The sequence below is a fragment of the Aquimarina sp. Aq107 genome (genome assembly GCF_943733665.1).
Taxonomy (GTDB): Bacteria; Bacteroidota; Bacteroidia; order Flavobacteriales; family Flavobacteriaceae; genus Aquimarina.
The window spans coordinates 2,554,519-2,567,523 of the sequence record NZ_OX030782.1 but is presented as its reverse complement, the minus strand read 5'-3'; the positions used below and the strand labels follow the sequence as shown (position 1 = coordinate 2,567,523).

At 31.0% G+C, this 13,005-nt stretch carries 14 protein-coding genes; 3 read left to right on the top strand and 11 right to left on the bottom strand.

What is annotated here, in order from left to right:
• Positions 1 to 6: 6 nt before the first annotated feature.
• The 7 genes from NMK29_RS10825 to NMK29_RS10795 form a co-directional block, all read right to left on the bottom strand.
• Positions 7 to 1,977: a DUF3857 domain-containing protein gene (locus NMK29_RS10825; RefSeq protein WP_108805344.1), complete on the bottom strand. Its 1,971-nt coding sequence runs from the start codon at positions 1,975 to 1,977 to the stop codon at positions 7 to 9.
• A gap of 47 nt (positions 1,978 to 2,024) precedes the next feature.
• Positions 2,025 to 3,413, bottom strand: a complete 1,389-nt coding sequence (locus tag NMK29_RS10820) for an exonuclease domain-containing protein (RefSeq protein WP_108805345.1) — start codon at positions 3,411 to 3,413, stop codon at positions 2,025 to 2,027.
• A 61-nt stretch (positions 3,414 to 3,474) separates the two neighbouring features.
• On the bottom strand, positions 3,475 to 4,140 hold the full coding sequence (locus NMK29_RS10815) for a YggS family pyridoxal phosphate-dependent enzyme (protein WP_108805346.1): 666 nt from the start codon (positions 4,138 to 4,140) through the stop codon (positions 3,475 to 3,477).
• A gap of 75 nt (positions 4,141 to 4,215) precedes the next feature.
• Positions 4,216 to 5,454 carry a DUF1015 domain-containing protein gene (locus tag NMK29_RS10810; RefSeq protein WP_108805347.1) on the bottom strand — a complete coding sequence of 413 codons (1,239 nt, stop codon included), beginning with the start codon at positions 5,452 to 5,454 and terminating at the stop codon, positions 4,216 to 4,218.
• Positions 5,454 to 6,080: a M23 family metallopeptidase gene (locus NMK29_RS10805; RefSeq protein WP_108805348.1), complete on the bottom strand. Its 627-nt coding sequence runs from the start codon at positions 6,078 to 6,080 to the stop codon at positions 5,454 to 5,456. Before NMK29_RS10805 ends, NMK29_RS10810 begins: the two co-directional genes overlap by 1 nt.
• Positions 6,081 to 6,107: 27 nt before the next feature.
• Entirely contained in the window at positions 6,108 to 6,995 is an 888-nt protein-coding gene (locus tag NMK29_RS10800; RefSeq protein WP_108805349.1) for a 3-hydroxybutyryl-CoA dehydrogenase, read from the bottom strand.
• Between the two features lie 46 nt (positions 6,996 to 7,041).
• Positions 7,042 to 8,025, bottom strand: coding sequence for a Gfo/Idh/MocA family protein (locus tag NMK29_RS10795; RefSeq protein ID WP_108805350.1), 984 nt, complete (start codon positions 8,023 to 8,025; stop codon positions 7,042 to 7,044).
• A gap of 144 nt (positions 8,026 to 8,169) precedes the next feature.
• Between NMK29_RS10795 and NMK29_RS10790 the strand changes: the two genes are divergently transcribed.
• Positions 8,170 to 8,817 (top strand): protein-L-isoaspartate(D-aspartate) O-methyltransferase, encoded by a 648-nt coding sequence (locus tag NMK29_RS10790; protein WP_108805351.1) that lies wholly within the window; start codon positions 8,170 to 8,172, stop codon positions 8,815 to 8,817.
• 9 nt (positions 8,818 to 8,826) lie between these two features.
• The gene (locus NMK29_RS10785) at positions 8,827 to 9,414 is read left to right on the top strand and encodes a hypothetical protein (protein WP_108805352.1); all 588 of its coding nucleotides are present in this window, start codon (positions 8,827 to 8,829) and stop codon (positions 9,412 to 9,414) included.
• A gap of 17 nt (positions 9,415 to 9,431) precedes the next feature.
• Here NMK29_RS10785 and smpB read toward each other — a convergent pair whose 3' ends face one another.
• The gene (gene smpB / locus NMK29_RS10780; RefSeq protein ID WP_108805353.1) at positions 9,432 to 9,893 is read right to left on the bottom strand and encodes an SsrA-binding protein SmpB; all 462 of its coding nucleotides are present in this window, start codon (positions 9,891 to 9,893) and stop codon (positions 9,432 to 9,434) included.
• A 91-nt stretch (positions 9,894 to 9,984) separates the two neighbouring features.
• Complete coding sequence (locus NMK29_RS10775; protein ID WP_159092354.1) at positions 9,985 to 10,341, bottom strand: DUF3887 domain-containing protein; 357 nt, start codon at positions 10,339 to 10,341, stop codon at positions 9,985 to 9,987.
• A 205-nt stretch (positions 10,342 to 10,546) separates the two neighbouring features.
• On the opposite strand from NMK29_RS10775, the gene NMK29_RS10770 reads away from it, so the two are divergent.
• On the top strand, positions 10,547 to 11,299 hold the full coding sequence (locus NMK29_RS10770; protein WP_108805355.1) for a DUF6503 family protein: 753 nt from the start codon (positions 10,547 to 10,549) through the stop codon (positions 11,297 to 11,299).
• On the opposite strand, the gene NMK29_RS10765 is transcribed toward NMK29_RS10770, so the two are convergent.
• Together NMK29_RS10765 and NMK29_RS10760 are read right to left on the bottom strand one after the other, a co-directional pair.
• Positions 11,296 to 11,814 carry a histidine phosphatase family protein gene (locus NMK29_RS10765; protein WP_108805356.1) on the bottom strand — a complete coding sequence of 173 codons (519 nt, stop codon included), beginning with the start codon at positions 11,812 to 11,814 and terminating at the stop codon, positions 11,296 to 11,298. The genes NMK29_RS10770 and NMK29_RS10765 overlap by 4 nt on opposite strands.
• Positions 11,815 to 11,816: 2 nt before the next feature.
• On the bottom strand, positions 11,817 to 12,944 hold the full coding sequence (locus NMK29_RS10760; RefSeq protein ID WP_108805357.1) for an esterase-like activity of phytase family protein: 1,128 nt from the start codon (positions 12,942 to 12,944) through the stop codon (positions 11,817 to 11,819).
• Positions 12,945 to 13,005 lie beyond the last annotated feature (61 nt).

The window sequence follows — 13,005 nt, the reverse complement described above, 5'->3', positions numbered from 1 at the left end:
AAAAAATTAACTGTTCTTTTTTATAGTTATGATAGTGTTATTTTCAATATCAACTATTAAATTGAAAAATTCTTTTAACGAATCATAGTATTCGGCGGGGTAATATGATGATAAAAATGTAATTGTATGGTTGATTGTTAACTTTTTACCGTGTTGTTGGAAAAGGATATTTAGTTTTCCTGCATTACCAGGGAGTTTATAGCTACGGTTTTTAGGGATATCCAAAAAATTATAGTTTTCGGGAATATCTAAAAAAACAATATGCGAATAATAGTCTTTATATCCAAAATCAACAGGATAAGTTCTTTCATTTAAATTAAAAGGATTCTTAGTAAAAAAAGTTTTTGTAAAAGGTTTTAAGTAGATGATATTGTCGATACTTTCTGCAACCTTGGTAAAACCTATTTCCTCTATAAATGGTTTTTCTACATTATTTTTGTTTTGTATACTTGGTTCATATACGGTTAGATTTTCATCCTCATTAAGGATGTTATTGAGGAAGTTTTCTTCTGATGTTTTTTGAAATGCCTTTCTTTTGAAATAGGCGTGATATCCACTGTATAAATATTTCGATGTACCTTTAAATAATAGCTCGTCCGTTAGTATGAGCTTTTCTCTGTAATTATGTACAGAACGTTTTTCTGGTGCAATATCTATCCAGAAACTTCCGTTTTTAAAGTCAAGAAGCCTACCATATTTGTTTAAACATCTAAATGGAAGCTGACCAAATGCTAATGTTTTTTCTGTTGCATCTAGCTGATAAGTTTTTTCATCAATAGCTAATTGAATTATTAAGTAGTTAAAATCAGTAAGTACGGGATGTATCTTTGTTGCATATCCATTTTTTCTAGTTGATAATATTACAGGCTTAACAGAAAAACCTTGCTGTTTATATATGTTATGTAATAGGATATTTAATTCCGCAACGTTACCTACTTTAGAGTTAATAGTATTTTTTATTGAAACATCACGGAAAATCTTATATTCTTCATTCCAGATATATTGATCAGTAAAATATCTATATATTGCTTTAGCTTTATCTAAACCTATTGGCTTTGTTCGGATCGAGTCTGGAAGAATATTTTTGGTAATATTGATTTTTTTTAGCTGTACTCCAATAGCTTTTTCGTTTTTCAGTTCTTTGTCTACATTTTCCCAGGTTTCTGTATATTTTTTGTTTGTACCATCGAATCTTTTCAACTCTTTAAGTTCATATTCGACTCGAGAAAAGTAGTTTTTTTTTGCAGTCATATACTTTTCTTCCTTAAACGGAGGAATATCTCTCATGATATATTGATTATGAGAACAATTAGCAGAGCCTCCACGACTGACTTCTATACAATCTCTTATTAAGCTAGATTCGTTAACGTCAAGTTTTAGATTACCAACAAGTCTAATGTTGTATACATAATTTCCAGGAAGATCAGTCACATATTCACTATATAGTTTAGGAATTTCATCCTGAAATTCCCATCCTTTAAAATTAAATATAAAAGGTGATTCTACTTGATACGAGTACGTAATAACTGAACCTGGTTTTATATTTGGGAAAGTGAATTTAACCAGAGTATTATGCTCATCATATTTTTCTTGATATATTTGGTCTTCTTCTAGTTTTGTCTTTCTGACTTTGCCATCTTCCAGATTGTATGTATAGGCAGTGAGATTTCGAAATAGCTCTTTTCCATTTTTACTTTTATATAAGAATATTGTTACTGTACTTTTATCAAAACCTTCTTTATTTAGGATCTTTATTTTTGCACTGTAATCAGTGAGTAGGTTATAGTTGCCACCATTTTGTATTCTACTAAACCCTTTTTCATAAATATAAAAAGCATTAGCAGTAGTATCTTTTTCGTAACGAGTTCCTTTTAAATCATATTCACTTACTACTAGGTTTTTGTGATTATAACTTTCTTGAGAGATACTTGAAATTGAGAGTAAAAAAAATAGAACAGATAAAAAAAAATGATGCATCGAAAATAATTTGTATATAGTATTTAGTGTCTATTATATCAAAAATGTTACTCCTCAGAATTTATTTTGTTTTTATCTAATAGTACAACTTTTAATCTTTTATGCTGTCGTACATAACTCTGTATAATATGTTGAGCATCTCTATTATGGTTCATAGGAGTGATTATAGATCTTAATATATCGATATTATTAATCTGATGGTTTAGATTAAAATACCCAATTCCTATAAACTTACCTTCTTCAACTAATATTACGCTTTGCTCATCAATCTCTCGCCCACGATCAATAATCATCATACTTTTATCTTCAAAAGAATTGACAGTTATAAGTTCTTGAACTCTAATATTATAATCTTCAGCTGATTCTTCTAATAAACAAGCTCCATTACATTTCTCTATACTATAGTTAAAACAATTCCCTTTACTGCTGTCCAGATCCATCAATTTAAGACACAACTTAAATTCTTCGGTCCAACGGTACATAAATGATTTTGCTTGTTGTCTGTTTGTAAATGTGGTAATACTTTTTTTATTCTGATCTACTTTTTTTACTATTAAGTTCCTGTATCCTTTTTTGTCAGTAAATTGGTATAATCCCTGATCGAATTTATTTCTTTTTAAAGCTCGATTATACTTTGGACGGTTAAGTTTTATTTCTTCATTTTCTTTTAAAAGAGCAAGTAATTCACTCCCAGTAATTTCATAGGTTACATTACTTACTTCATCCTGAATATTTTTAGATTTTCTATTATCATTTGTAAAATGTTGAGTAACTCGTTTTTTGATATTTTTACTTTTTCCTATATAAATGATAGTGCCGTCTTCTCGATGCATATAGTAAACTCCGGTTACAGCGGGGACGTTTTCTATAAGCTTAAGTAGTTTATCATCTACTTTTCTTTTGGTTTCTAGCTTTACTGTTTCTTTTAGAATATTTTTTTCTAGATCTTTAGATAATAGTAATTTAAAAAGTTTTACAGTAGCTTGTGCATCTCCAGTAGCTCTATGCCTATCAGAAATGGCAATCCCTAGGCTACGAACTAGTTTACCTAGGCTATAAGACTTTTGATCTGGAATAAGTTTTTGGGATAATTCTACTGTGCACAGGGATTGACGCTCAAAATCAAAACCAAGTCTGTTGAATTCTGTTTTTAGAATGCGATAATCAAAAGACGCATTATGAGCTACGATAATACAATCAGTTGTTATTTCTACTATTCTTTTAGCTACTTCATAAAATTTAGGAGCGTTTCTAAGCATTTTGTTATTAATCCCTGTAAGATTTACAACAAATGGTTGAATAGGTCTTTCCGGATTGATTAGGCTAATGAATTGGTCAACAACTTTATGACCATCAAATTTGTAGATTGCAATTTCCGTAATTCCTTCTTCATTATACTTTCCTCCAGTAGTTTCAATATCTAAAATCGCATACATCATAGGTTTCTGTGGGGTAGTCTTTATAAATTCATTTATTTTTGATCTAAAGTACTATTTTTTAATGACTATAATTTCTAGCTCCAAAAATAGAACTTCCGATACGAACCATAGTGCTACCACAGTCGATGGCAAGTCTATAATCACCGCTCATACCAATCGATAATGTTTTAAAAGTAGGGTTGTCTCTGGTAAGGTCATTAAAAAGAGATTGAATTTTTTTGAATTCGTTTTCGATTTGCTCTTTATTGTCCGTAAAAGTTGCCATTCCCATTAATCCCTTAATTTTAATATTAGTTAAGGGTTTAATATCATCTGATTTTAAAAGTGTTATTGCATCTGCTTCACTAAGTCCAAATTTGCTTTCTTCTTTTGCTATTTTGACTTGTAAAAAACAATTAATAGTCCTGTTATTTTTAACAGCTTGCTTATTAATCTCTTTTAGAAGTTTTAGGCTATCTACAGCGTGTATGGTATCAACATAAGGTGCCATGTATTTCACTTTGTTGGTCTGTACATGACCGATCATATGCCAAGAAATATCTTTTGGTAATTCTTCCCATTTCTGAGTCATTTCCTGAATCTTATTTTCTCCAAAAATTCTTTGGCCAGCTTTATAAGCTTCCATTAAGTCGGATATTGGTTTGGTTTTAGATACAGCAACGAGAGTAACTCCTTCTGGAAGTGATTTTTGGATGTGTTTTAGGTTCTCCTCAATAGAATTCATAAGGTACAAAGATACCTAAAATTACAAAATTAAATAACGATTGGTCTATATCTAGTTATAACTTTTTACAACATGTTAGAATTCATAAATAGTAATACCACTTCTTAGCTTTGGCTCAATATATGTACTTTTTGGAGGCATCTTTAAACCTTGGTCTGCTATTTTCTTCATTTGATTTACAGTGGCTGGAAATAATCCAAAACCTACTTCGAATTCTCCTTGATCTATTTTGCTTTTCACATATACAATATCATTTTTTCCGTGAGAATATTCTATTCTGGTATCTGTTCTAAGATCGTGAATACCAAGTATAGGAGCTAATACTGTTTTAAACAAAATCTGTGCATCTAGTTCCTCCAGAGCATTTGTAAATTCATAGATGGTTTTTCTAAGATATAATGAATAGAATTCGCCATCCAAATACATACTAAAATGATTTGGTTTTGATGGCTTATATACTTCAATACCACGATTTTCTATCCTAAACCATTCATCTAAACGAATTAAAAATTCTTCTTTGGATAATCCATTAAGATCTTTAATTAATCTATTGAACTCATAAATTCTTAGATCTGATTCAGGGATTAAATAACTCATAAAGAAGTTATAAGGCTCATTACCAATATGTTTTTCGTTATTTGATGCTAAGTCTTTTGAAAGTAAATATGAAGAAGCAGACCTATGATGACCATCGGCAATATATATGATTTCCATTGTGTCGAAAGCCGATTGAATTTGCTCAATACTTTTTTTATCCTCTACTTTCCATAAATAATGTGTGTCACGATAGGTAGTTGTAAACTCATACTCTGATCTTTCTTGGATAACTTTTTCTATTATTTTAGAAATTGTATCGTTGTCAGGATAGGTGAGGAGCACCGGTTCGGCATTAAATCCTACGGTTTTTAGATATTGCTTAAAAGTAGTTTCTCGATCAGCTAAGGTGTCCTCATGCTTTTTGATGATGTCATTTTCATAGTCCTCGGCACTAGCAGCGGCTATAATTCCACAAAATGACTCTTGCTCTCGATTCACAATTTTATATACATAGAAACACGGAGTTTCATCTTGCATAAAGATCTCATCTTCTTTAAATTCTAAATACCTGTTACGAACAAGCTTATATCGATCTTCTCCAGAGATTTCTTTGTGATATTTATATCCAGGATTGACAATGTGTAAAAAGGAGTATGGGTTATAATCCATTCTAGAATCTCTTTCCTCTGGAGTATAGCTTTGGTAAGATCGGGATGCAATCAAACTTACCTTATCTCTTGTAGGACGAACTGCCTTGAACGGGTTTATTCTTGCCATTAATTTTCTTTTATAAATTTAGTAGGATCTACATATCCTTTAGTATCCTCAGAATATCCACCACCAATGTCCATAAAGATATCATCTCTTATCTCCAGATGCAAATGCGCGTAATAAATACCATCTGCATTTCCGATAGTGGCAATTAATTCCCCTTTTTTAACAAAGTCCCCTTTTTTTACTTTGAGGGTTTGACAATGGGCATAGACAGATTCGTAATAGTTGCCTTTGTACTGATGAATAATACGTATTACATTTCCCCAGCCTCCACCAATATTATCAGCAAAAGAGATATATCCATTTGCTATAGAAAAGATGGCATCTCCAAGATCAGAATTACCACCCCCAACACCATTCCAATCGTCACCTAAATGATTATTTTCTGTAAACTTCTGAGCGTTGTAATATCCTCTAGCATTCGGTTTACCTACTGGAAAATCAAAGTCTTTGGAAATAAATTCTTCATGCTGTTTGAATAATGAATCGTATATCCCATATTTATTTTGAACCTGAATCTTAGTTTTTAGATTATTTGCAGATGAAGTATCTTTAGAAACTACTATATGTTTTTTTTTACACGATAGTGATAGCAATACGATTAAAGTAATTGAAAGATATATCTTCATAAAACAATCATATCTTTTACTTCCAATTTATACAAACTGCTTTGCTACATTTTCTGCTTTTCTGCTTTCTGAGTAATCATAGAAACCTTCACCACTTTTTACTCCAAGTTTTCCTGCCATTACCATATTAACTAACAATGGACAAGGTGCATATTTTGGGTTTTTAAAACCATCATACATTACATTAAGAATAGAAAGGCAGACGTCTAATCCTATAAAATCAGCTAATTGTAAAGGTCCCATTGGGTGAGCCATTCCTAATTTCATAACTGTATCGATCTCAGATACTCCAGCAACGCCATTATATAAAGTCTCAATAGATTCATTGATCATAGGCATCAAAATTCTATTCGCAACAAAACCAGGATAATCATTAACTTCTACAGGAACCTTGCCTAACGTTTTGGACATTTCCATGATCGTATTGGTTACTTCATCTGATGTGTTGTAACCTCTTATGATCTCTACCAATTTCATGATTGGTACAGGATTCATAAAATGCATTCCTATGACCATATCAGGTCTTTTAGTTACCGCAGCAATCTGGGTAATAGAAATAGAAGAAGTATTCGTAGCTAAGATTGTGTCTTCTGGACATGCTTCACTTAGATCCTTAAATATTTTTAGTTTTAAATCAACATTTTCTGTGGCTGCTTCTACCACAAGACCAGCATATTCTACACCTTCTTTGATACTTGTATATGTCGAAATATTACCAAGAGTAGCCTCTTTGTCAGCTTCAGAAATTTTTTCTTTAGCAATCATTCTATCAAGATTTTTAGTGATTGTTGCCAATCCTTTATCTAGTGACTGCTGAGAAATATCAATTAATTGAACTTTAAAACCTTTTTGTGCAAAAGTATGGGCAATTCCATTCCCCATCGTTCCAGCACCAATTACTGCTACGTTTTTCATGAATTATAGTTGTTGTGATTCACCTTTATGGTGTATTTATGTTTGTTTATGCTTTTTGTTGTTGGTCGTCTTTAAAACATCCAATAATCTGTAATGCTACTTCCAGTGCTTTTTTACCTTGAGTCAAGGATACAATAGGAGTCGTATCGTTATTAATAGCTTCGGCAAAAGTGTCTAGTTCGTCTAATATTGCATTATTCGAAGGAACTTCTGGATTATCAAAATAGATTTGTTTTTTTATACCTTCCGCATTTTGCAAGATCATATCAAAATCACCAGGTTTTTCTGGCGCATCTTTCATTTTTACTACTTCACATTTTTTCTCGAAGAAATCAACAGAGATATAGGCATCTTTCTGAAAAAATCTAGCTTTTCGCATGTTTTTTAAAGAGATACGACTTGCAGTAAGGTTAGCGACACATCCATTTTCGAATTCGATACGAGCATTTGCGATATCAGGAGTTTCGCTTATTACAGACACTCCACTGGCGCTAATATGTTTTACATCAGAATGCACAACACTTAGTATCGCATCGATATCATGAATCATTAAGTCTAAAACAACAGGAACATCCGTTCCTCTAGGATTAAACTCAGCTAATCTATGAGCTTCGATAAACATTGGATTATCAATCTTCTTGGAAACAGAAGTGTATGCTGGGTTAAAACGTTCTACGTGACCAACCTGACCCTTTACATTATGAGTATTAGCAAGCTCAATTAGTTTTTCAGCTTCTTCAACCGTATTGGTAATTGGTTTTTCTATAAAGACGTGTTTTCCAGCTTGTATGGCTTGTTTAGCTACTTCAAAATGAGCAAAAGTAGGTGTTACAATATCTACAACATCCACCGCAGCTATCAATTCTTCTACAGAATTGAATAATTGATAACCAAATTCTTCTGCAATAGCTTTTGCTTGTTTTTCACTGGCGTCATAAAAACCAACCAGTTCGTAATTTTCAGATTGTTTCAGGAGACGTAGATGAATTTTTCCAAGGTGTCCTGCGCCAAGTACTCCGGCTTTGAGCATAATTCAAGATTTTACACAAAAATAGTATTATTTATAATTTATAAATCTTAATTCTATCTAAAATATAAAATAATCATTTTAATGCTCAAATTGTTCGTTATTCTTTAAAATCTTTACGTAATTTTATCTCGTTAATCTACCCTAATGAAATCTAAAGATACGCTAAAACACGCTGGTAAAAGGAAACAGCTTGTCGACGTGATAGTTGGCAAAGGAATTAAAGATGAATTGGTTCTTGGTGCAATTAATAAGATACCAAGGCATTTATTTATGGATTCTAGTTTTGATGACCATGCTTATCAGGATAAAGCTTTCCCAATTGGAGCTGATCAAACCATTTCTCAGCCATATACCGTAGCCTTTCAATCAGAATTGCTAGAGGTTGAACGTGGAGATAAAGTATTAGAAATAGGTACTGGATCGGGATATCAAACAGCAGTTTTATGCGAATTAGGTTGCAAAGTTTATAGTATAGAAAGACAACAAGAGCTTTTTAAAAAAACGAAACTTTTTTTACCAAAACTAGGATATCGTCCTAAACATCTATCTTTTGGAGATGGATATAAAGGTTTGGAGCAGTTTGCTCCTTATAAAGGTATTATCGTAACAGCTGGTGCTCCTTATGTTCCTAAACCCTTATTGGCCCAATTAGAAATAGGAGGTAGGTTAGTTATTCCAGTTGGTAACGATCCACAGGTAATGACATTATTTATACGTAAAAGTGACACCAAGTTTGAAAAACATGAATTTGGAGAGTTTCGCTTTGTACCTTTATTAGAAGATAAGAATTAGCGCAGGATAATGAGGAAATTAGAACTTTATATTTTACCTATTGCTATTAGTATTGGTTTTTTAATTTATTTGCTTGATTATCCTTTTGGGAGCACAATTACAATTATTTCTTTATTAGGGTTTTCTTGTCTTTATTTTTATTTCGGTTTTGCTATTTTTAATGAAATACCTTTTCTAAAAGTTTTTAAAAAGGAATCTTATCAAGGTATTCCGATCTGGAGGATAGTAGGAGCTATATTAACTGGAATTTCAATTTCTATTTTATTAATAGGGTTGTTATTTAAAATGTTTCGTTGGCCGTTTGGTAAAGAAATGCTGATTATAGGGATTAACCTACTGAATATTATTTTTATAATTGGGTTTATTAAAGTTATAAAGGAAAAAAGACCTTTTTATCAAAGGTTATTACCTAGAGTTATTGTTTTTCTTCTTCTGGGGTATTTATTTTTATCTTTACCTTCTTATGCTTTCTTAAGTTTAAAGTATAGTGATCATCCAGGTTATATTGAAGCAGTAAAACGATTAGATCAAGATCCTGAAAATCTTAAATTGCAGTTAGAGGAACAGAGAGCATATGATAATATGATGATCGAATAAAGTGATTGTAGTAAAAATTACTTATAATCTTTTTTTATGCGATCTAGAGCACGTTTATTGTCCCGATCTTTAATAGTTTCACGCTTGTCATAAAGTTTTTTACCTCTAGCAAGAGCGATATCTAATTTGGCTAAACCTCTATCATTTACAAATAATCTAGTAGGTATAATGGTAAGACCAGAATTTTTGACTTCTTTCTCTAGCTTTTTTAATTCTTGCCTGTTTAGCAATAACTTTCGTTCACTTTTAGGATTATGATTAAAATAGGTGGCGTGAGAATATTCTTCAATATTCATATTAATAACAAAGAGTTCTCCATTATTATGAAACTCACAGAAGCTTTCTGCAATACCTGCTTTTCCTTCTCTAATAGCTTTTATTTCTGTACCTACTAGTTTAATTCCAGCTGTGTATTTGTCTAAAAATTCGTATTCGAATTTAGCTTTTCTATTAAGTATATTAATCCTATTTTGACTCATGATTTTTATATGCAAATAGTTTGCAACGTATGCAAAAATACAAAAAGCTTTCCCTAAAGAAAGCTTTGTTATTTATATTGTAATAAAATTTTTAAGGTTCTTGAAATTGTATAGTCCCAATTTTTCCATCAGGATTTAATTTTAGTTCCATTACTAAACTAATATTGTCAAAAGCTGCTGTATAGCTATTGATTCCTTCTGCAGATTCAATAAATGTTAGTGTATTTAGGTTACCAAATTGAGAATGACATCCTTTTATAAAACGTGTAACTCCTTCTTTGGTCATTTCTTCCTGCATTTCGGTCGAGTATAAATCGAAAATAGCATCTATATTTTGTGCGTTAAAATTTTCTTGGAAGGCTTTAGTAGTTTTTTCATAGGCAGCAGCATCTTGCGCTAATAATGGCTGCGCTGCTATACAAACCAAAAATAATAATATATATTTCATAGTATTCATAAGATTTAGGTATTGCAAAATAATTATCTTTTTGAATATTAAAAAAAAATAAACTTAAAATTACATCTTTTAATGAAAGTTTTGTTATTAGAATTCGCCTAATACGAACATTACTATTACGTTTTTAGTTTAACAAAATTATTAGAATTATTGATAGTGTAACAACTATTTTAGTCTTGAAGTTAATAGAAAAATTATGAAGAAGTTTTCATTTTTATGTGGGATATTGTTTTTACTATCTTTTGCAACTCCTACGATTCAATATAATGCTCAACAGATTGTCGATAAAGCTATTGAAAATGCTGGAGGTGCAAAATTTGATAATGTCATGATTAGGTTTTCTTTTAGAGGAAAAGAATATAGGAGTATACGCAGCAATGGGCGATATCAATTAGAAAGAGTAGTGTTCAGCAATGATGGTATGACTCATGATATTCTTAGTAATAAAGGCTTGTCTAGGACTATTGAAAGTTGTAAAGTTAAAGTTGTGGATTCGATGGTAACTAAAATTAGTGATGGTGTAAATTCGGTGCATTATTTTGCAAACTTACCATATGGATTGAATGCCCCAGCTGTTCATAAGGAACTTGTTGGCGAATCTAAGTTAAAAGGCTCTGCTTACTATAAAATCAAAGTTACTTTTGATCAAGAAGGTGGCGGTACGGATTATGAAGATGAATTCATGTATTGGATTCATAAAGAAAATTTCACCATTGATTATTTAGCATATAAATATGCAGTAGATGGAGGAGGAATTCGTTTTAGAGAAGCATATAATGCTAGGGTAGTTAATGGAATTAGATTCGTTGATTATAATAATTATAAGGCTAGCAATTTATCGACACCTTTATCAGAATTAGATTCCATGTTTGATAAGGATCAATTAAAACTGTTATCTAAAATAGAACTAGATGATATTTATGTTTATGATAACAATGATTGTTGTTAATTAATATTAAGAACAGTATCTGTTATTACATCTCCTGTTACTTTAATAATAAAAAGCTTACTATAGTTTTTTTCATCAATAGAGCTGTATTTCTCAACTCCCATAATTTTATTAACAAAGGTTGGAGTTGAATTGCTATGGCCAACGATTATGGATGTCTTTCCTAGTGTTTCTTTTTGAAATTTATCATCATACAGTTTTCTAGGGTCGTAGATGGACACTTCAATATTTCGGTCTTTTGATATAGGACTGGCAGTTTGCAAGGTTCTGGCATAGTCCGTACTGTATATTTTATCAATTTTAAAATCGGCTAATATACTAACAAGATTCTCAGATCTTTTTTTTCCTTCTTCAGTTAAGTTTGGGTTTCTATTGGTTGGATCACTAAGATCTTTTTCGGAATGTCTCACCAAAATATAAGTAGTGGTACTAACATTTTCAGATTTCTTTTGAGCACAGCTCGAAAAAACAATACCTATTAATAAAATAGCTGTAGAGATGTATTTAGTTTTCATGATTATTTGTTTTTTAGTACTTCAAGTAATATCAATTGATTGATCTGTTCCGAAGTTGGATTAAAATTATTGTCTGAAATTAACAATAACGATTGATTTCCATTTGCTAATATAGGGCCAAAAGTAATACCTTCTATATTATCAACAATCTGATTTGTTAGTTGATTTCTAATAGTTTCGAAATCAAAAAGTAGTTGTTTAGTTGCTAATTGATATTTTTTATTCTTTAAAAATTCAAACGCCACGGTATTAGTAGCATCTTTTATATTTGCTAAATATATTCTTACCGTGTTACCTTGTGTACCATAACCTGCGGCGTATCCTCGTTCTATAATTATAAATTGAGATTTATTAAGTTGTAATAAGCCCGTAACTCCATTTACACCAAATTTTCCTTTAGGATCTTTCGCTAGTTTATCTAGTGGATAAGTGAATTGAAAGTCAGCTGTTTTTGTTTTTACATTAAAATGAGTAATTCTTATGGGAGCTCCAGATTTATCAAAAGTTGGTTCATCGCCATCAAGTTCTAACGGAAGCTCCATTGCGGCCCAATATCCTTTGTTATTTATATCATTGACAAGTCCTTCAAAAACACCATTATGTCTTGGTTGATTTTTAGAATTATCACCTGTTAAAAAATAGGAGGGAAGTTGAAATTTACTTTTGTAATTCCCATCAATATCTGTTATAAAAATGGTAGGATCATATTTGTTTTTTATAGATCCCTCGCTACTTAATATAAATTTATTTTTATCATATATCCTGATAGCTTCTAAGTCAGCTACATTATTCTCCAGAAATTGATTTTCTTGATCTTTTATTTTGATTAGTTGATTTATATCAATTTTATCAATAATATTATTATCAAGAGAAATTTTTGCTTTGTAAAACCTAGGATTTTTTGCGTCATCACAAACAAAGTAATAGGTATCCTCTTCTTTATGATATTCAATAGCCGAAAGCCCTCCAATTCTACTGCCCTCAAAAATAGAGTCATTATATATTACGTGTTCATCTAGATATTTTAATTTTAGAGAGTCATTAACTGTGCTATTGGTTATACTAGCGCAAGAAACTAGAATTTGAGTAATTAGAATTGTGAAAATAAAGCGCAAAATAATAGTATTCATTATAAAATTAGTAAAGCCTCTAAGATAGTTCTTAGAGGCTTTACTAGTAAAATTTTTATAA